At 35.8% G+C, this 18,938-nt stretch carries 18 protein-coding genes and 1 pseudogene; 6 read left to right on the top strand and 13 right to left on the bottom strand.

The genetic code is table 11. From position 1 onward, the window contains the following. Positions 1–194: 194 nt before the first annotated feature. The 6 genes from LEP1GSC203_RS05805 to LEP1GSC203_RS05770 all read right to left on the bottom strand — a co-directional run bounded on the left by LEP1GSC203_RS05805 (position 195) and on the right by LEP1GSC203_RS05770 (position 5,709). Positions 195–1,652: an HD-GYP domain-containing protein gene (locus tag LEP1GSC203_RS05805; protein ID WP_002972991.1), complete on the bottom strand. Its 1,458-nt coding sequence runs from the start codon at positions 1,650–1,652 to the stop codon at positions 195–197. A 263-nt stretch (positions 1,653–1,915) separates the two neighbouring features. Then, positions 1,916–2,863, bottom strand: a complete 948-nt coding sequence (locus tag LEP1GSC203_RS05800; RefSeq protein ID WP_039937341.1) for a hypothetical protein — start codon at positions 2,861–2,863, stop codon at positions 1,916–1,918. A 30-nt stretch (positions 2,864–2,893) separates the two neighbouring features. After that, positions 2,894–3,124, bottom strand: a complete 231-nt coding sequence (locus LEP1GSC203_RS05795) for a hypothetical protein (protein ID WP_002973099.1) — start codon at positions 3,122–3,124, stop codon at positions 2,894–2,896. Between the two features lie 287 nt (positions 3,125–3,411). After that, positions 3,412–3,876 (bottom strand): AgmX/PglI C-terminal domain-containing protein, encoded by a 465-nt coding sequence (locus tag LEP1GSC203_RS05790; RefSeq protein WP_002973119.1) that lies wholly within the window; start codon positions 3,874–3,876, stop codon positions 3,412–3,414. Between the two features lie 31 nt (positions 3,877–3,907). Further along, complete coding sequence (locus LEP1GSC203_RS05785) at positions 3,908–4,306, bottom strand: FG-GAP repeat protein (protein WP_002973011.1); 399 nt, start codon at positions 4,304–4,306, stop codon at positions 3,908–3,910. Positions 4,307–5,436: 1,130 nt separating this feature from the next. Next, entirely contained in the window at positions 5,437–5,709 is a 273-nt protein-coding gene (locus tag LEP1GSC203_RS05770; RefSeq protein ID WP_002972996.1) for a hypothetical protein, read from the bottom strand. A gap of 467 nt (positions 5,710–6,176) precedes the next feature. Here LEP1GSC203_RS05770 and LEP1GSC203_RS05765 point away from each other — a divergent pair, with 467 nt between their 5' ends. The 4 genes from LEP1GSC203_RS05765 (at position 6,177) to LEP1GSC203_RS05750 (ending at position 8,858) form a co-directional block, all read left to right on the top strand. Beyond that, on the top strand, positions 6,177–6,731 hold the full coding sequence (locus LEP1GSC203_RS05765) for a hypothetical protein (RefSeq protein ID WP_232225808.1): 555 nt from the start codon (positions 6,177–6,179) through the stop codon (positions 6,729–6,731). A 131-nt stretch (positions 6,732–6,862) separates the two neighbouring features. Further along, on the top strand, positions 6,863–7,264 hold the full coding sequence (locus tag LEP1GSC203_RS05760) for an LIC11213 family lipoprotein (RefSeq protein ID WP_156808571.1): 402 nt from the start codon (positions 6,863–6,865) through the stop codon (positions 7,262–7,264). After that, positions 7,234–7,815: a YceI family protein gene (locus tag LEP1GSC203_RS05755; protein WP_039937336.1), complete on the top strand. Its 582-nt coding sequence runs from the start codon at positions 7,234–7,236 to the stop codon at positions 7,813–7,815. The genes LEP1GSC203_RS05760 and LEP1GSC203_RS05755 overlap by 31 nt, the downstream gene beginning before the upstream one ends. Then, positions 7,797–8,858, top strand: a complete 1,062-nt coding sequence (locus tag LEP1GSC203_RS05750) for a DUF5777 family beta-barrel protein (RefSeq protein ID WP_002973104.1) — start codon at positions 7,797–7,799, stop codon at positions 8,856–8,858. The genes LEP1GSC203_RS05755 and LEP1GSC203_RS05750 overlap by 19 nt, the downstream gene beginning before the upstream one ends. 552 nt (positions 8,859–9,410) lie before the next feature. On the opposite strand, the gene LEP1GSC203_RS05740 is transcribed toward LEP1GSC203_RS05750, so the two are convergent. From LEP1GSC203_RS05740 to LEP1GSC203_RS19960, 3 genes and pseudogenes are all read right to left on the bottom strand, one after another. After that, positions 9,411–10,415 carry a hypothetical protein gene (locus tag LEP1GSC203_RS05740; RefSeq protein ID WP_002973151.1) on the bottom strand — a complete coding sequence of 335 codons (1,005 nt, stop codon included), beginning with the start codon at positions 10,413–10,415 and terminating at the stop codon, positions 9,411–9,413. Between the two features lie 255 nt (positions 10,416–10,670). After that, complete coding sequence (locus LEP1GSC203_RS05735) at positions 10,671–11,681, bottom strand: hypothetical protein (protein ID WP_002973122.1); 1,011 nt, start codon at positions 11,679–11,681, stop codon at positions 10,671–10,673. 207 nt (positions 11,682–11,888) lie between these two features. Continuing rightward, positions 11,889–12,022: pseudogene (locus LEP1GSC203_RS19960) on the bottom strand (helix-turn-helix domain-containing protein); the annotation flags it as partial. 153 nt (positions 12,023–12,175) lie between these two features. On the opposite strand from LEP1GSC203_RS19960, the gene LEP1GSC203_RS05730 reads away from it, so the two are divergent. Further along, entirely contained in the window at positions 12,176–13,615 is a 1,440-nt protein-coding gene (locus LEP1GSC203_RS05730; RefSeq protein WP_002973172.1) for a lactonase family protein, read from the top strand. A gap of 797 nt (positions 13,616–14,412) precedes the next feature. Here LEP1GSC203_RS05730 and LEP1GSC203_RS05720 read toward each other — a convergent pair. Together LEP1GSC203_RS05720 and LEP1GSC203_RS05715 are read right to left on the bottom strand one after the other, a co-directional pair. Next, a complete protein-coding gene (locus tag LEP1GSC203_RS05720; RefSeq protein WP_002973108.1) occupies positions 14,413–14,658 on the bottom strand; it encodes a hypothetical protein in 246 nt (81 codons plus the stop codon). A 532-nt stretch (positions 14,659–15,190) separates the two neighbouring features. Then, complete coding sequence (locus LEP1GSC203_RS05715; protein WP_002972985.1) at positions 15,191–16,429, bottom strand: adenylate/guanylate cyclase domain-containing protein; 1,239 nt, start codon at positions 16,427–16,429, stop codon at positions 15,191–15,193. A 655-nt stretch (positions 16,430–17,084) separates the two neighbouring features. Between LEP1GSC203_RS05715 and LEP1GSC203_RS05710 the strand changes: the two genes are divergently transcribed. After that, positions 17,085–17,474 carry a hypothetical protein gene (locus LEP1GSC203_RS05710; protein WP_156808566.1) on the top strand — a complete coding sequence of 130 codons (390 nt, stop codon included), beginning with the start codon at positions 17,085–17,087 and terminating at the stop codon, positions 17,472–17,474. Between the two features lie 4 nt (positions 17,475–17,478). Here the strand turns inward: LEP1GSC203_RS05710 and LEP1GSC203_RS05705 are convergent, their stop codons facing one another. Continuing rightward, positions 17,479–18,348, bottom strand: a complete 870-nt coding sequence (locus LEP1GSC203_RS05705; RefSeq protein WP_002973007.1) for a hypothetical protein — start codon at positions 18,346–18,348, stop codon at positions 17,479–17,481. Between the two features lie 14 nt (positions 18,349–18,362). After that, positions 18,363–18,920 (bottom strand): hypothetical protein, encoded by a 558-nt coding sequence (locus LEP1GSC203_RS05700; protein WP_039937331.1) that lies wholly within the window; start codon positions 18,918–18,920, stop codon positions 18,363–18,365. Between the last annotated feature and the right edge of the window lie 18 nt (positions 18,921–18,938).

The raw sequence follows: 18,938 nt of genomic DNA, 5'->3' as shown, positions 1-18,938 counted from the left end.
GGCTTAGCTTGGAAACGTTTCTCGGCAACGTTCCATTTTTTCCCAGCGAGAGGGATAGAAAGGGCGCAGTAGCTGTCGTAATGCGGCCGAAGCCCAGGATAACCCAACCACGCATATCGAATGCGCATGTTAGTTTATTATTTTCAGTGGAAGTCTGTTACGAGAATCTAATCGAAAGAAAGAAAACTATATGGTTAAGGTAATTCCATTTTAGTGACTGCATCATAAAGAGGTGCGTTCATTTCTGGATCAATGATGTAAATGATCCTTTGTGTACTGGAAGTTTGGCCTGCAAGGTCTATTACCGCTCTGCGTTTGTCTATACGAATTTCGTTGATATCAAAATCAGCAATTCGATATTTAATCCCTTTTTTAAACAAAGGTTTGATGGTGCATAACCTTTGGATTTTTGGACGTGTCTGAAAACGATCAACTTCTAAAATTTTGCAAATATCAAAATGTGCCTGTTTTTCTGAATCAATAGACGCTGTGATGACGTAATCACCCACGTTGATAATATTCTGATTATTTGTTAAACTAGCACCAACATAATCTAGTAAATGGCGAATGTTTCGATTGCTATAGGAAAAAAACGAATCATTCACAATCATTTTTAATGCTGTTGCTGAACTGAATGCAGGTCTCCATGGTTGGTTTGTTGTTAAACTTGCATATTCACTAGCAAGAGACAAAATTGCTATATCTTCTTCGAAATTGACTGAGTTCACATTCGATTCTTGGATCCGAAGTTGTGCATCGATATCAGCTACGATCATTTTTTTACTTGGGTCTTTTATAAACTTATCTCTAATTAACATTAACTTTCTAAACACTGTATTATTGTCAGGGAAGTTATTGTTAATCGAATTCCCTCGAAAAGGTCTATGATGGTTTAAAACTAAAGTTCGAATCTCTTGTGTAATTTCTGGTGCCGCAAGTGTCATCAAATAACTGATAATCGGGTGTTGTTGGATTGCATTGTATTCTTCTTTAGTTAGATTTGGTTTGTCTGGTAATACTAATTTTGAATAACCTATATCAGCGAGAAAACTTGCTGTCATCACGGAAAGATGGTCTTTTTTGTTTGGTTTGTTATCATCACCTACACCTATCTTTTTGGTTCGGACTTTCATACCCATCGCAACAATTGTTCGTTTTGTCATTAATTCCGATTCAACTGGTACACCAGCATGATTCAAAATCTCTAATATATTAAATAATCCAGATTCAAAATCTGGATTGCTTGTGAAGTCATCTAAAACTTTTCCTATTGATTTGTGTAATCTGAGAGCATGTTCCGAATTAAAGGCTTCTTTTTTTAACTCTAAGATCAATGATTCGGTTTGTTTTGCAAAATCTGTTGTTTTGTCTGGATCAAAAAGTTTGGTTTGGCGAGGGTCTGTTGTTTCTCCCGATGTAATGCGCAAATGTTTTGTGTCAATTGAGAGGCAATAGGCTCCTTGCAACTCAATCTTTAGAAGTTTGCCAAAATCCTCTTCCGTTGCGTTCTTTTTTTTTGCCATGATGAGTTTGCCGTTCCGATCATAAAGATCGAGTGGGATTTGTTTGCTCTTACGATAACTGCTAAGCTGATCATCATTAAATTCAAATTTAGCAAGTTGGTCAGGGGGAATTAAGGGAGAATCGCTCAAATTATATAGTCCGATTATGGTATGATTATCTGATGATATAAGACGAACATAATTGAATTATACCAATGATTGTCTCCATTTTATCGAGAAAATGAATTCTAATAAATGGGAACGAATCACCAGTATAAAATTAACTCTGCGCCAAATTTTAGTTCAAACGGTATGTAACATCGACTTCATCATGTTCGAGAATCAAATCATTGAGGACTCACCCAGTATCGAAGCGAGAGGCGCTTTTCAGGTGAAACTCGTCGTAGGGTAGGTTATGGTTTGGCACGGAGTTCAAATAATACTCGTTCAGAGGAATCCAATTCGTAACGAGTAGAGCCTGCCGTTGCATTGACAATTCGTGTGGCAGGAATGTTTTTCTCTCGTAGGATTTGGAAAATGGCAAAGGAACGATTGATTCCAAACTGTTCGTGTAAGGGATCTTCCTCTTCAGAACCAGGAAAGGGTGCCACAAAGTTGATGATCAAAATTTCATATTCAGGGTATTCAATTGCAAAACTACGAGCAAGGGCATCTAATTTTGCTCGGCCTTCGACATGAATCATAGTTGTCTTTGGCTCAAAAATCTCACTGGCTAAAAATGAAAAAGTTTTGATCTGAGGTAGAGATTCTTTTTGTTCTGTTTTTTCGATCGTTTGGACATCGGCTGTAACAATTGGTTCGTCAGTGATAGAACCTAATGAAAATTGTTTTCCAAATCCTAGGCTTACAAAACTTTCTTCAAAATTACCACGGTTACGGAATGTATTAGCTTGTGCTTTATAATCTACAATGTAGGTATTGGTAGTTAAAGCTTCTAGAAAAAGAAAATACGAGGATACAAAATGGAAACGAAGACCAATGCCAGCAAACAAACGTTGCACATTTCCACCTGCCTGGCGTTCGTTTCCAATTCCTCCGCCAAAACGGATATAAGGATCGAAAACAGAATTTGGTAAAAAATGAATTCCAAAGTCCAAATTCCCAGTTGTGATCGAAGAAATTCTTTGGTCTTTTCGAATTAAAAATGAAACTAATTCAGCCGAAAAGAGACTATCACTTATGGAACTTGAAGAATATTGACGTTGTAATTGGTTTCCCATTAAAAGCACTAAAGTAGGTTCCAACAGTCGTAAGTTAGATGCTTCTATCGATTGATAAACACCCGTTAGTCCAACTGAAATATATTTAAATAATGCATATTGTACTCCCAATTCGCCCAAATGGCTGTTCAATTGGATTTGGTCGGAATTTTATTCGGTAAGACCATAAAAATAAAGGGCTCTTGATTCAGGGCTAAGGCCATCGCGAAAAGTTAAATACGATGGAAAATTATATGTTTCCGCATAACGTTCTAAACTTCCTGAAGACATTCCTAGTCCATAGGAGCCAGAACCAAATAACATGAGATTGCCTTTTTGAAATCCTTCAGCAGATAGGAATTGGGGAACCAAAAATAAAAAAATCCACTTATATTTCCACATGGGGCAATTCTTTGAAAATCGTTGACTTTGCTCAACTTATTTTTTTAGATAATGAGAGAATAGAACTATATAATCACTTATTGGAATATGATATACAATTCAAATTAAATTATTTCCTGCTTATCGAACATGTTCCTTGGTTGTAGGGATTGTAATTTTTCAAAAGAGTATTTTGTTAAAAGCCTTATAATGTGTATTAGTTGCTAGGAATTATTTGATCACAAACGGAAGGTCAATTTTTTTCAATCCTCTTTTTGAAATAATAACGATGATTCGGGTCCCAGGCTTTATTTTGGAAGATTCACATCCTTTTTAAAGAAAAAAGTATATTCTGCATAAGTATTACGTGACCTATCAGGCGGAGGAGGAAATTCCCAAGACTTGATTTCATTTTGAATACAACCGATGAGGGTATCAGATGTAAAATCGGATTGGATGAGTTCCACTTTTTTGGGAACTCCATTGGGTTCGATTTGCCAATCGAATTGGATTTTGCCTTCTTCGATTTTAGGTTTTGTTTCTAAGTATAAATTGTAACAAATTTGAATTTTCCGTTTGTGTTTGGTGATGGTAAAATTCACTTCTCGTTTGTGGTAAGGTGAGAGACCTTTTTTATCCACTTCCATTGAGGGTGGCGTGAATTGATTTCCATTTGAGTTTGGTCGAAGGAAAAGAAAATACAAAATGCTTAAGATAAGGGTAGTTATTGTGACAAGAATGATTTCTTTTTGATAGGGAATCTGTTTTTTCATTTATGAATGTAATTTATGTTTCCAATCCGTTTTACTTTCTAAAAAACACAAAGGCTGCACCAGACGTTAAAGCTGAATTGTTTGTACTCGCAGCGGGTCCATTCGTAATTGTCGTTTGGTTACTTGACTCACCTGCAGCTCCCACCACGATTATATCACCAGAGACGGCTACGGAATATCCGAAGCCATCATTTGCATCTGCATTCGATGCTTTGAGATAGGCCTGTGTTTCCCAGAGTTTGGGCGAATTACCAACGCTAAATCCACAAAAGGGAATAGGAATTTCCGATACGGAAGCGAGTAACAAGGTCTCTATATATGCTTTTGATTTTTGATCGCAGGGGTTATTTAATGTTAATGGATTACAACTTCCGTAAAAAAGAAGCAGCAATATACCTGTGATTTTTCTCATCAATAACGAACGAAGCATGAAATTCTCGTTTCCCATTCAATTCCCCAGGTTCGTTTTTTCAGATAAAAAAATCACTAACATTTGTTAAAAACTCTTTTGTTTCATTCATGATTGGCAAGTTTTTTCTAATTTTCACTGGGAAGGGAATTAGATTTTCTTTATTTTTTCTAGTGCTTGCACTGTTGAAATCCAATCCTACCAGCTTATAAGCTATGATAAGTATACTCGTTTTAGGGAAGTATCGAAAGGGCGCGGTAGCGGTCGCTTGGCGACCGAAGCCCTGGATAGCCCGACCCCATAAAAATCTTTGGAATCATTTGGATTTTATCCTAGTTTGAGTCTGGGGTCTCGCCCGATAGCGAATCCAAAATCCCCCACCCGAGTTCGGGAGGAGGGGAGTGGCTCGTGGAAAGGTGCAAATGCCACAGTAATCTTATCTTCCTGGCAAACTGGTTTCGCAAAAACCGATTTTTATTCCAAAAGTTTTCACCTTTTGGTATGAATTGTAATCTTTTACTTTGTTAGGTGCTACGGAATAACGATTCGATGATTCAATGTTTTATAGACTGGGTGACTGGTTTTTTCTGAAAAAAGGAAAATGAATCTAAGTAGACGCAAGCATCGGTTAAAGTCGTCGTATCCAGACGGGTTTTGGTCCCGGAGGAATCGGGGTAGCGGCCTCTGTATTGTAATCCACTTTCATTTCCATATCATTACCGTTCAAAGCAACCTTCATACAATACTCATTTCAATTTCCAGTGACAAGCGGATCTGCAACAGGTGGTTTGCTGATTCCCTATTTCACCTGCCTCTTGTAGAAATTTTCCAACGGTGACACCGTCGGGTTGAAGAAGAATAGTTACCGGCCGCACGAGAAAAGCATCTATGGAATAATTCTGAAGGAATGCAATCCGAAAAGAAAATGTGATTGTGATGAGTTGAGAACCGTATACGACACTCGTTTGAATCTCTAAATCATTCAATAGAGGTATTTCATTTTGACTCATCACAAACCCTAGAATCAAATTGTCCTTATCAAATAAGGAATTTTCTTTAAAACATGAGCAGATAAAATAAGTCAAACATCCTAAAATCAAAAAGGAAATGGGTTTTCTGATTTTGAGATTTTGCTTTTAACCTATATTAACTTACTGAACAAATTTCCCATTCCTTATCGTTAGTTTGCCGTCTCGATTCGCATTCACTTTGTGTCCTGGAATTTCAAAACTACAAAATGTATAACCACAAAGACCATACAAAGTTCCGTTTGCTGCTATGTTGTGTGTAGATATGCTAAGATTTCCTTCACCTTGCACTTTCACAGTATATGCAGTACTGTCCTGGTTGGTCACGTCTGTTGCTTGTATCGACCCAGCGAATAAAAATAAAATTCCGACTATAATTCTAATTGTATTTTCCATTCCGTCGTTCTCCTTATTTTACAAAGAATATATGAGGTTGCTAGGTTTGTCGTCCTGGGACGGGAATTCGGAGTAAAAAATAAAAAGCCGCCTAGATTCCATAGGTAAAATTTTCATTGATTCAATTGAATATAATTTTCACCGTCTTCTCTTCGTAATTTGTTAGAAGAAAATAAATGACTATTGAAATCCATCGTTACTAATCTTACAAAATTTCTAGAATTATGAATTGATTTGAGGTTCGTTTCATTACCCTAGATACTCAATTCGAATTTATTAATTGTAGTTAGCTGCCTTATGATTAAAATTTCGTGTCCAGTTAATCACTATGGTGAAATATTTTTTGTCAATTTATTCTGAATTTAACTCCTGATTCCAGTCCCCGGACGACAACCATGATTCAATAGAGTAAGATTCAATATCAGGAGAACATCATGTTCTTCTGTAAGGAGTTAAAATTGAGAAAAATGAGAATCTGGAATCAGATATCAATTACTAAAAAAATTTTCATCTCATGCATATTAACTATTTTTATAGTTAATTGCGCAGGCGACAAGAAAGATGATAATGCAAGCGCTTTACTAGCCCCACTTTTGTTATATGCATATCCGACTAACGCGGATTTACCTCAGCCGGCACTGAATACTGCGAATTTGATTGTTGGTGAAGCTAGTTATACAAAGAATATTGGCATTTGTAGAGGGAATTTTGGTGTAGATGACAATATCCAGATTCCAAATAATGATTTTTCTTTGCCTGCATTCTTTTTACATAAAGTTGATTTTAGTAAAACGAGCGATGTGTTTGTAACTGATTTAGGAAACTTTGTTTTGAATGTAGGTATACCTCCTGGTGGTGGCGCGTATGATCCGATTGCATCATGCCCTGTCAAAATCATGGAAAACTCAAATACGATATACGACATCCAGGTAAAAGATTGTCAACTTGATAAAATTCAAGCTCCAGTTACTCCGGCAGTGATTACCCTTTCTTTCCGGGTTAGATGTTCGAAGGGTTTGTAGAATCAATAATAATTTTATCCATAACTCGCTTATGGATAAAATTAAATTTTCACGTTTGGTGCATACTTTATGAAGCACCACTGTTAAAAAAAATAAGGAAGTGATTTATGACTAGTTTAAAAAAAAGATCAATGTTTCTCTTTTTGTTTTGTATCTTATTAGTATCTGCATATTGTAAAAACGAGAAGAGTTCAGACAAAGAAGGGATTTTACAATATTACGCGCTGTTATTAGGTTCTAGTGCACCACTGACCAATATTACTGATGCAGATTGTACGGATCCTGCACCCGCATTCGCAACTCTTGCTCAAGCTGGAACGACCGCTAGTTGTTCTAATTGTCATAACGCAGGAAATGCAAATGCTGGTTTTGATATTACATCATTTAACAGTACACTAAATAGGGTCACAGTGGGTAATCCGAGAGGAAGTTTGTTATTTAATAAGATCAATTCAGGATCGATGAGAATATACAATAATAATTCGATCAACAAAGCGATTTATTGTTGGACCCTCAAAGGAGGAAATCCTTGATCTTCACTCAAGCTAAATTGGGTGTTCTTCTTTCACTAATAACAGTTAGCAATCTTTTCGCTGAAAAAAAGACAAATGATTTGGTTGTGAAAGAAGCCAATGTAAAATTTTTGAGCGAGGCTCCACAGGAAACCATTCAAGGAATGGTTTCCAAAGTGGAAGGTTTTGCAAATTTAGAGACCAAAAAAATTCTGATTCAAGTCGATTTAAGAGCCTTAAAGGTTCCAAATCGGATGATGAACAATCATATGCACGAGAATTATCTCGAAACGGAAATTCATTCCATCACTTCTTTCACGGGAACCATAACAAAATGGGATCTAAAATCTAAACAAGTAGTAATCGAAGGGGAAATCACACTTCACGGAGTTACTAAAAGGAATATTAAGATCCAAGGAAACATTGAGGAAAGGGAGAAAGATTATTCTATCCGTGCAGATTTCGAAATCTTACTTTCAGATTTTAATATCGAAATTCCTAAATTAGTGATTTTAAAACTTAATGAAAAAATTCAAATTCAAACAGAAATTGTATGGCAGTATCAAAAATGAAATATAATTATTTTCGTTTTTTGGTTTCATTCTCCTTTCTAATGTTTGTTTTTCCAACTCTTGCGCAAGAACAAAGAAAGACTGCATTTTTAGGAAGCAGTTTGATTCATATGCCGAGCACCGAAGATGTTGGTAAAAAAAGTATAGACTTTCGATTCAATCATAGGTTCGGTGATGCAAAATCAACTTCTTATGATTTTTTTGGTTTGGATAATGGAACGAATACTCAACTATCCTTGGATTACGGAATCACAGATCGGATCTCTGTAGGAATTGCGAGGACTTCGTATCAAAAAACTTATGAAGCCAGATCCAAAGTTAGACTGTTGACTCAGGATTCTGACTTTCCTTTGACCATCAGTTTTTTCGGAGCCTTTGGGCAAGATACTTCAAAACAAGAACAATTTTTTGGTCCTTATCTGAAACCATCCACAGGAATTTCAAGTATAGACTCAAATCTCGAAAAACAATTAAATACTTATGAATTGAGTTATACGGATAGACAAAGTTATCTTTCTTCTTTTTTGATTTCGCGAAGATTCAATGATTTATTTTCAATTCAGTTATCTCCTATGTTTGTACATAGAAATTATGTAAAAGACAATCTATCCAACGATCGAACTGGAATGGATATTTCGTTTCGGATTCATCTTTTTAAACGATTGGATTTTACATTTGGTACCATTCTCACTCCCAAACGAGATTACATTGGTGATTCATATACAACAGAAAGTCAAAAGACAAAAATTGATGGAACCAAATATTCTACTGCAGAGGTAAATGATTTGATTGCAAATGGCAGGTTGAATGACGCCTATATAAACAATGTTTTACTTTCAAAACCTGTGGAATATGCAACAGTTCCATTTAGTACTGGAATTGATTTTGAAACTGGAGGTCATGTTTTTCAGTTCTTTGTCACAAACAGTCGAACAATTGCACACACACAACTGCTACGGGGTGCAGATTACGATTACAATAAAAAGGAATGGACAATAGGATTTAATATCCACCGATATTTTTCCTTGGATACATCAGACTAATCAATTGAAAAAGAGGGGAAGATTCTTTGAAAACATTCATGGTCCAAAGATTTTGTATGTAGGAAATTCATTTTCCCCGATAGTATTTATTCTCTTGTAAGAAACAATAATTGAAAGAACGATTTTTATTCTCCAATCTTTTCGTCTTGCAAGCCTTAGTTTCAGATTTGTAAAATTTAGGAAATGCGGATGGTTTTTTGCAAAAAATGAATCAGCATCAACCATTTTAATATTAAATATAATTCAATTCAATTCTCCAAAATAAGGATCTATTTTACAAACTTTGTTTCGTCCTAAGTATTTTTGAATTTAGTTTTCAGAAATTATGAAACAAAGTATGGTAGAGTATTTTGATTTAGGGTTCGATGGATCGAATTCAGAGTGGTATATCGGAGTTTAAGTAGGACTTTTCTGAACTTATGAATCATTTAGAATTTGATTCTGGAGGGTTGATAGAATCCAAATATACCGATGTATTATTTGAATCCTACCTACGGTTGGTTTATATTTTAAAAATTAATTTTCACCTGTTCGGATCAACTTCTGATTTTTTTATTCCAACCTCATTCTATGAAAAATAGAAAAATCATGGAATCCTATTCCATCTTCAAAACTAACAAAACTTTGTAACTCCATACACATATGATTTTTTCCATACTCTGATATAGTCATTGTTACGGTTTGAAATCCTGGAGGAAGGGGAGGTTGGGTAGGGTTGAATTGATAGTATGTGCCATTAGATCCAAGAGGTGCTGCTGTTACTGACACAGCATAGATTTCCAATGCAAGGTTCTCGATGTCACCAGGATGTTTGTATTTGGCTCTAAATTCCATCTGACCTCCTACAATAGATGCTTCCATACAATGGTCATTACAGTCTCCAACGGTAGCTGGTGCCAGAGGCGCTCCAATGCAGTCGCGATTGTGAGAAAAATTGATTTCTTTGGAGGAAGAGCCAAATTCATTTCTTGCAACGAGTAATAGTCTATATTTTTCATTGGAACGATGGAGAAAACTAAACCAAAGGTTCCCGTCTGGATTCGGATTTCCCGGAGTCAGTGTTCGAAATTCCAAGGCATTGACAACTGTTCCATCTGGTTCTAATTTCAAATTCCTTCTTCCCAAATAAGCTGTAATCGTTGTTTGGTTGTGTACGGGTTGTTGGAAACTAATGTTATTCACAAGTATTTTCCCATAGATTCCGTACTGGTCTTGTGCAAGCGGTGCATCGGACACTTGGTTTTGTGGGTTATTTAAGACAGGTGCATTTAACGGTTGTCCTGGAGCAGCAGGTTGACCCACAACTGGCGGTATGGGTGGCAAAACAGGTTCTAGTTTCCCATCATTTGGTCCTTGGTCCGATTGTGTTCCAGAGTTCAGTCCCAATAGACCAATCATTGCAGAAGGATCAGAATCCGATTTTTTCTCTGAACAATTCACTAATAGTAGTGAGGTAAAAAGAAGTAGATAAAGGAATGATTGGTAAAACATCTTATCCATAGTTTTCTTTTTTTGAATATTTAAATCCTTATACAATATATTTCTTGACTGAAACATAAGAGAAACTCCTTAACAAAATGGAATATCTATATTCTAAATCAATACTATACTAATTCATTTTGGCTTAGTTGTCTTCCGGGGACGGGAATCTGGAGCCAAGAAAAAACTTTTTTTTCTGAACAAGGGAAGTAAGGGCTAGCGAAATATCTTTCATAGAAAAGTAGAACCCAAATATACCCCAGGTATAATTGGATTCTACTTTCGATTCTATACGAAATTTAATTTTAAAGTGCTTTGTTAACTTTCGTTTTCTTATTCCAACCTCATTTTATCAACCAATAGATTTTGGTGGAATCCGTTTCCATCTTCAAAAAAAATAAAACTTTGTAACTCCACACACATATGATGTTTTCCATGCTCAAACATCGTTGTTGTTACGGATTGAAATCCTGGAGGAAGAGGGGGTTGTGCAGGGTCGAAATCGTATGTTGTGACGTTTGATTCTAAAATAGGCGCTCCTCCCCTTGGAGAGTAACCTGAAATATCAAGCCAAAGGTGACCAATGTCACCAGGGTGTCTGTATTTGGCATGAAATTCCATCTGAGCTCCCACCAAAGATGCTCCCATACAATGGTCGTTACAGTCTCCAACGGTAGCTGGTGCCAAAGGAGCTCCAATACAGTCTCGGTTGTGAAAAAAATTAATCTCTTTGGAGGAAGAACCAAATTCATTTCTTGCAACAAGTAATAGTCTATATTTTTCATTGGAACGATGGAGAAAACTAAACCAAAGGTTTCCATCTGGATTGGGATTCCCTGGTGTTAATGTTCGAAATTCCAAGGCATTGACAACTGTTCCATCTGGTTCTAATTTCAAATTCCTTCTTCCCATATAAGCGGTAATCGTTGTTTGGTTGTGTACAGGTTGTTGGAAACTAATGTTATTCACTAATATTTTCCCATAGATTTTATACTGGTCTTGTGCAAGTGGTGCTTCGGTCACTTGGTTTTGCGGGTTATTTAAGACGGGAGCATTTAATGGTTGGCCTGGTGCGGCAGGCGGACCCACAACTGGCGGGATGGGTGGCAAGACTTCTCCTGGTTTCCCGTCGTTTGATCCTTGGTCCGTTTGTGTTCCAGCGTTTATTCCTAATAGACCAATTGTAGCCGAAGGATCGGAATCAGGTTTTTTTTCCGAACAATTTAAGGAAAATAGAAAGATAAAAAGAATAAGATAGCATAAAGAATTAGAAAACGTCTGACCTATCGTTTCCTTTATTTGAAATTTGAACACACGATATAGTGTAAACTTTGACTGACTCATTAGATACTCTCCCAAACCAAATGAAATAGTTATATTTCGTTTCTAAACCATAGTAAGTCATTTGAGTGGGATTGTCGTCCTGGGACGGGAATCAGGAGCTAAGTGCACCGTTAATTCTGAATAAATGAATCAAATTGAAACAATGAGTAACGGGAGTTAGTAAATTTTACTACAAAGGGAATTGGAAATTTGAACTCTAATATAATATCAGTAGGCCTTTTGTCTAAATTCGGACGCTGTTATTTTTAGTTTTTTTTGAATGCATCATAAAATAAGGAAAGTGATTTGTAGCCAACTTTGAATTCAATATCGCTCACATTCTTTTCCGGATACTTAATCAAATGCGGTTGAATGCACTATGGGAAATCTAAGATTTTTGTTTGAAATTTAACCTACTTGAATGATTGAAATTGTTATGCTAATCAATCCGAATTCCCGTCCCAGGACGACGAACACTAATTTTTTGTTTAGAATAAAATTCTATGGTATTCTAAATGAAAAATCAATTCTATGTTGTAAAATTATTTTTTAGTTTCTTTTTGTGGTTTTTAAATCATCAATGTGCACCGACCAAATTGAATGGTCCATGTGACCCGAAAAGTGAAAGTTTTCTACTTTCCGCCTTGTTGGAGTTTGGTTCTACCGACGAGACTTACTTATGCCCAATATTCTCCGGATTGAATCCTTTGCGTGTGGATTATGGAACTGATTTTCTTGTTTTTAGACAAGGAGAACCTATTGTTAATTTAAACCCATATACTTCAGAGCCCATCGAACATTGTGAATCTACTCCTGCATTGCCACAAGGCGTAAATTTGAATGAATCAACTTGCGCGATTTCGGGAATTCCAATTGTAGGAATGAATTCTACAAAATATTTTATTTTTGCAAAAAGCCGCAGTAAACAAACAACGATTCCACTTGTGATAAAGTCATTGTTTGCTTCCAAATTTGTATTTGTTGGATCAGAGTTAGGTCCTATAAATTCCTATACAATCAATCAAACATCAGGTGCACTAAATGCTGGAGCAAATATTGCTGGAGGTGTAACCGAAATGGAAATTAGTCCCAATCAAAAATATTTAACAATCACCAGTTTTTCTACTAACACGATTACTCAGTTATCAATCAATCCAACAAATGGAAATTTAACTTTAGTGGGATCTTTACCAAGTGGTGGGACTCCGATTAGCATTGCTTACCATCCGACAAAAGAATTATTATACTTAAGGAATGACTTTAGCATTACCACTTTTTCCGTAGATCTTTCCAGCGGGGATCTAAATTTAATTGATTCTTTACCTATGAGCTATACTGGTCTTAAATCAAAAATCGAAGTAGAACCATTTGGAAATTATTTGTACAGTATTAATTCAAATGGAAATATGATTGATACTTATCGGGTTGATCCAATTTCGGGATTATTGAATGGTAATCCTATACAATCGATTTCAACTGTATATAAACCTAATGAATTTGTAAACAGTGCCACAGGCAAAAGCATATATACTGTAAATAGCTTAGACAATAACGTATCGATTTTTCAAATCGATACTAGTTCCGGTATTTTGAATACCTATTATCTACCTAGCCCCACAACTGGAGTCGGTTTGAATTCGATTGTCGGCGATCCAACGGGAAGGTTTGTTTATGGGACTAACACGGACTCGGAAACTGTAGCTAAGTTCGGAACAAATCCTGTGAATGGAGATTTATATTCCTTATTACCGTTTACGACTAGTACTGGCGCGTTAACCCGGCCAATGGGAATTGCAACGGATACCCAAGGTAGGTTTTTGTACATAACAAATTTTCAAGCAAATAACGTGGGAATCTATTTAATCAACCAAAATGATGGAAGTTTAATTCCGAATGGCACTGTCGGTTCAACTAATTTTCCAACTGATATTGTAACAGCAGGTGTTAATCCTTAAGTAATAATAGTAATATATGTTTATATAATATTTAATTAAATGTTAATCGATACTCACGAAAGGTAAAATGAATAATACGATGATAATTCCTGAAGAATCTGAGGGATAAATGGATTGAAAATTAAACAATGGTTTACCAAATCAATTCGTTTAATTCCGAAATCATAAATTTGATTGATTAATATTATTAGATGGAAAAAAGAAAATCTATGCTATTCATAGAGTAGGAAACACTCAAAAGATCGATTAGAAATTTTTTGCTTAAAATACTTTGGTAAGAAATTTTAACCATTAGTTTTTGAGCGAACCATCTTGCAGATCAAACGTTTACTTATCCATTCCGATCTGGGTCCAGTGGAAACTGTGTTGTATACTGGATTTGAGGAATCGAATGCATTCCGTAAATTCTTTAGGCTTGACACAAAATTGACAATTGAAGAATTCAAAATGTTCCACAACCAGCTAGAAAAAAACGAAAATTTGAGTTTCAAATAGATAAAAGGTTAGATGGTTTTCTGATTTAATTAATAGGGACGGTATCGAAAAAGTTATGAAATTACTGCGTTAAATTCTACTTTTGATTGTTGATTATTAACTAATGATAGGGTGTTTTCTCACTATACTATCGAAATAAACCAACTTTTCATTATCATTTGCAAACCAAAACGTAGGCAAAAAAAACTCTTTCGAATGATTATTCGGATTCCAAAGAGAGGATTTAACTGAGTATTCAAAGTTTAATCGAATAAGTTAGAAGCTAAGATTTTTTCCTTACTTTCAATTGTTTCCAACTTAATTTAGTCTTTTTTGCAAACCGTATTCCACTGTGCTTCCAAACAAACATAGGATTGTTTTTTGCCACATCCTTCCACCAAAAAAGCACCGCCACCTAAAGACTTCACTTTGATTTTATCTTCAGGGCAAGATTCTTCGATTTCAAATCGATTGCGAACGACGCCCGATGAGCAATATACACCTAGGGAAATTACTGCGAGCAAAGATATCGACATAATTGTAGAAGCTAATTTATTTCTATATTTCATTTAAAAATCCTATTTCAATCATTTTTAATTCTAACAGAGGAAAGGAGGCATGTCGTCCTGGGACGGGAATCAGGAGTAAGAAAAAATATAAAAGTATAGCCACTTTCAATAAAAGTTACTACCAATAGATGGAAAATAGTAACTGACAATTGTCAACTGTGGTTCAATAAAATAAAACCACTCACCAAGAATTGATATTGAAAATCCTACAATTCATCTTTTCTTTTGATTTTTAGCAATAATAGCATTTTTTACTTTAACCAATGCCATATTGTAATCTGTTAAATACATATTAGATTTCAATCCCAAAAATAAATTTGGATTGGTGAAGCACGCAAGTAATTTATACATCAAAGAAATTTAAGTTTTTGTCTTTAGTTAGAGTGTGGGATCGTTGTCCTGATATAATTCATTCGATTTGAATAGAAATTTATTAAATTCTTGGAATCTGTTTTTTGAAAGTTAGCGATTCGATTATTTGATCTCTCTCAAGGAACATATTTAGGCTTTTGATTTTATTTACGATACCGTTTTAAATATCTAAACAAACAACTTCATACACAGTGATTGGATTTGATTTACCTTTGACGATGACTCTATCAATTTCTCGAATTTCAAAACCATCATCTAAGGAATATTTACCTTCTATTTGTTTGTAAGTTGTCTCAGATATTAAGATCGAGCAATTGTAATGTTTCGTTAATCCTTCGATTCTAGACGCCAAGTTTACATTGTCACCGATTACTGTATAATCCAACCTTCTGTCTGAGCCAATATTTCCAACAATGGCTTCACCTGTATGAATTCCGATTCCCACTTGTAATTTGTCTTGTGGATTCACCATTTTTTGGTTTAACTTTTCTAGTTCATATATCATTGCAACAGCGGATTTAACTGCACGGAGTGCGTCATCAACTTGTTTGAATGGAGCACCGAATATGGTCATGATAGCATCACCGATAAACTTATCAATTGTACCGTTGAATCGAAATATTACATCAGTCATTCGAGATAAATAATCATTCAAAAAAAAGACGACTTCTTCTGCAGATCGTTGTTCTGAGAATTTGGTAAATGATCTGATGTCGGAAAAAAGAATCGTTACCTCTTTGTTTTCGCCACCAGGTTCAAGCTGTGCTTTGTTTTTGTAAAATTCACTCACTAGCTGAGAGGGAAGATATCTTTCCATCATCTGCTTTGCATTTGCCTCTTTCACCATTTCAATATTGGAAACTGTTGTTACATAACCAATGGCAAGGATCATCCCCAATCCAATGATCATGGGAATAAAATCGATAGGATATCCTTCGCCTAATCCAATTGAAATCACGAGAAGAAAAACAAATGCTAAAAAAGCTCCGTAAATCGTGCCTATTTTTGAATGTCTTAGTAGGTTGAATTGGTAAATGAATATGGCGCTAATCATAGCGATAAAATAGATAACACCACTGCCTTTTTGAACTGTTGGATCAAAATAAATCATAAGTCCAATAATGATATAATCTAACGTGATAGTAAAAAATTTCAAATATGGTTTATAAGGATAATGGTTTAGGAAAAGAAGCACAATTCCTGCAAATACCAAAAATACTGTATCCAACAAGAGAGTGATGAAAGTTGGTGTGACAATCGTATAGTTGATCACTTGGAAATAAGATAAATAATCGAGGAGAGATGCGATAGAAAAGATCACAAATCTAACAATTGCTACAGTTTTCTCGTTTTTCATCTCTCTGGAGATTAAAATCTCATCCACGATTGATTTTTTCATTTTATATCTCCAAACTTATTGAATCAAAATACGTCGGTTGGCATTATTGAAATTTGCAAATTGTGTTTTTGCAATCTGATTTCCATAATGGAAACTAATAAGACTGAATCCAAAAATCTCAATAGCTCAATCAAAAACAAACGATAAATGATTGTCTATTTTGATTTCTGAATTGAAAAAGTTTAATCGCATGGTTATATGGAGGGGGAGTTTTTTTATTTGCTAACGAGAGATCGGGGACCAATTGATTTTCACTACTGATTCTGGGTGGAGTATGAAATCTTCAGCTCAATTTAATTTTTATTTGTTCTATAGTTTTTGAAAGGAATTCAATTTTAAAAACCTATCTATTCCGGTTTATACAAATAATTTGAGAGGTGCTTGGAAAAAGATTCTGAAGGGAGTGGAGATATATATGTTAGAAACTTTTTCCTAAAAAAGGGATTATGCAAATGATCTTCTGTGCAGTTATCGATAGTTTGGTGGTGATTGTCTGTTGTAAAATGGTCCGTTGTTTTTTTTGAATGTTTAGAATGATTCTGATAATGAGTTTAAGTTATGATTGTGTTTGGCCGAGTGATTCTTCGAATAAAATATTTTTATAAAAATATATGTATTTTGAATTGTCTTTTGAAGTAATTACGTCGAATTGATTATGAAATGCAAATATTTGTTATATGGAATGGTTCTTACATTTCTGAGTTGTAATCTGAATACCGCGGCTGACCAAAAAAAAGCGGAAGAGGATGCAGAATTACGCAAAACCTTGATTGCTCTTGTGCAATCAATACCTTCATGCCAAACAAATTCCACTGGTACTGTTTATTTTCTTAATACTTCCAATACCAATAGAACTTATGATATATTGTGGGACGGAGTTGTGTGGGCCACTGTAACACCTAACGGAAGAAGTTCGACTTTCACTGTGGCATCGGGTGCACACACACTTTTGTTTCGTATTACGAATACATCAACACAGGCTTGTACTCCCTCCACGCCAAATATTGCAATTTGTTCCAATACATATTATTTTTGCTCTGGTTGATATGTTAATTGATTGAGATTTGTAATGTAGTTTTTTGGTTATGATTTTTAAAAATTGCCCGTAGAGCAAATCCTATAACAATCATTTGGATGGGCATAAATACCAGATCCAAATGATTTTGCGACAGACTGATTACATAGGGACCTTTTAGATTGAGAGGTGAAAGAATTGGAAAACGTGTAAGTAACGTCAGAGTTGTGACAACGATAGTGTCAGCAAAACCAAAATAGTAGTGGAGAGGGAATTTCTTTTTGTCCACGTGATAAAGGACTGACATGATGAAAAGACTCAAAGGTTCCAAAAGCAAGTATTGTAGGCTATCAAAGCTTGGTAGCGACAGGAGTGCAATTCGATAAGCCGCGTGGCAATAGACCCAATGTAATGGTGAGGACCTAAAGATGAAAAATCCGCGTTCAAACTGTGTGGTCTGGAAGCGAACTTTAGCCATTTCCTGAAGCAACCAGACGAGGAGAGCAATACAAACTAAGCGACTTAGGAGTCCGCGATAGGTGTCACCATCAGGAGCGAAAACCATAACAAAAATATTAGCTATCACTGCAAAGTTGATATAACGAGTCATCGGAAGTAGGTACCTTTTCTGTTTATCCTCGGATAAAATAGCAAAAGTAAGCACGGCTCCCAAGCCAAGGGGCAAAAGCAACACGAGCTTGATAAAACCCATGATTTCAATTAAATCATGTTGTAATTTGTTAACGAATTGAATGCCAGCTAACAGCATAAAGGCCATCACGAGCATAAAAAGAATTGTTTGGCGAAAACTTGCCAGGTAGCATGCGAGAAATACAGCTACTATGGCAACGGTACTATTCCAAAGGAGTAACGTGAGATCCAAGCCCTGACCGTTATAAACCATTGAAAGTAAATTTTTCAGTCGTTGTCCTTCTTTCCCCGCGTCCAGTAATACCGAATGACACCGATGAAGGCAAAAAAGACGCAAACAAAAATTCCTGTGGTAGAAAAAATTCCAACTATATCTTTTGCACTGAAGACTTCGATTGGATTCGTTCCCAGTTGAGAAAGTAACGGATTTAGTATCCCAACCCAGAGCACAAACACAAACATAAATGCAGCACCGCGACCTGCCCAGCGGCGTATAATCGCAGGACTTCCTGGTTCGATTTTTTCTCTTACGACTAGATAGTCAACTAACAGACCTAAGGTCACTCCCAGAAATAAACCTTTGATTAGTCCCAGTATTCCCGTGGTAGTGATTAAGGACATAAACGATAGCACGATCAGAAAAAAGAATACTAGAACGATTGTCAGTAGGAATGCTCCTCCCACTCGTGCTGCTGGCAGTGTTCCCGATCCCAGTTCTATAGAAGAAAAGGCACTGGCAAATCCGCCAAGCCCTGCAATGACTTCTGCTACCAATGAAAAGAGAACACTTAGAATCAATACGAAAATCCAGAGTTTTCGGCGCATTCGCTGATTTCATGGTTA

The organism is Leptospira terpstrae serovar Hualin str. LT 11-33 = ATCC 700639, from assembly GCF_000332495.1.
Classification (GTDB): Bacteria; Spirochaetota; Leptospiria; order Leptospirales; family Leptospiraceae; genus Leptospira_A; species Leptospira_A terpstrae.
The sequence above is the reverse complement of the archived record's forward strand: the minus strand, read 5'-3'. Positions and strand labels throughout refer to the sequence as shown.

Bases quoted from the DNA above. Each gene is read 5' to 3' on its own strand.
- LEP1GSC203_RS05795 (WP_002973099.1), bottom strand. From the start codon at position 3,124: ATGTGGAAATATAAGTGGATTTTTTTATTTTTGGTTCCCCAATTCCTA.
- LEP1GSC203_RS05790 (WP_002973119.1), bottom strand. From the start codon at position 3,876: ATGAAAAAACAGATTCCCTATCAAAAAGAAATCATTCTTGTCACAATA.
- LEP1GSC203_RS05785 (WP_002973011.1), bottom strand. From the start codon at position 4,306: ATGCTTCGTTCGTTATTGATGAGAAAAATCACAGGTATATTGCTGCTT.
- LEP1GSC203_RS05770 (WP_002972996.1), bottom strand. From the start codon at position 5,709: ATGGAAAATACAATTAGAATTATAGTCGGAATTTTATTTTTATTCGCT.
- LEP1GSC203_RS05765 (WP_232225808.1), top strand. From the start codon at position 6,177: ATGAGAATCTGGAATCAGATATCAATTACTAAAAAAATTTTCATCTCA.
- LEP1GSC203_RS05760 (WP_156808571.1), top strand. From the start codon at position 6,863: ATGTTTCTCTTTTTGTTTTGTATCTTATTAGTATCTGCATATTGTAAA.
- LEP1GSC203_RS05750 (WP_002973104.1), top strand. From the start codon at position 7,797: ATGGCAGTATCAAAAATGAAATATAATTATTTTCGTTTTTTGGTTTCA.
- LEP1GSC203_RS05740 (WP_002973151.1), bottom strand. From the start codon at position 10,415: ATGTTTCAGTCAAGAAATATATTGTATAAGGATTTAAATATTCAAAAA.
- LEP1GSC203_RS05735 (WP_002973122.1), bottom strand. From the start codon at position 11,681: ATGAGTCAGTCAAAGTTTACACTATATCGTGTGTTCAAATTTCAAATA.
- LEP1GSC203_RS05730 (WP_002973172.1), top strand. From the start codon at position 12,176: ATGAAAAATCAATTCTATGTTGTAAAATTATTTTTTAGTTTCTTTTTG.
- LEP1GSC203_RS05720 (WP_002973108.1), bottom strand. From the start codon at position 14,658: ATGAAATATAGAAATAAATTAGCTTCTACAATTATGTCGATATCTTTG.
- LEP1GSC203_RS05715 (WP_002972985.1), bottom strand. From the start codon at position 16,429: ATGAAAAAATCAATCGTGGATGAGATTTTAATCTCCAGAGAGATGAAA.
- LEP1GSC203_RS05710 (WP_156808566.1), top strand. From the start codon at position 17,085: ATGAAATGCAAATATTTGTTATATGGAATGGTTCTTACATTTCTGAGT.
- LEP1GSC203_RS05705 (WP_002973007.1), bottom strand. From the start codon at position 18,348: ATGGTTTATAACGGTCAGGGCTTGGATCTCACGTTACTCCTTTGGAAT.
- LEP1GSC203_RS05700 (WP_039937331.1), bottom strand. From the start codon at position 18,920: ATGCGCCGAAAACTCTGGATTTTCGTATTGATTCTAAGTGTTCTCTTT.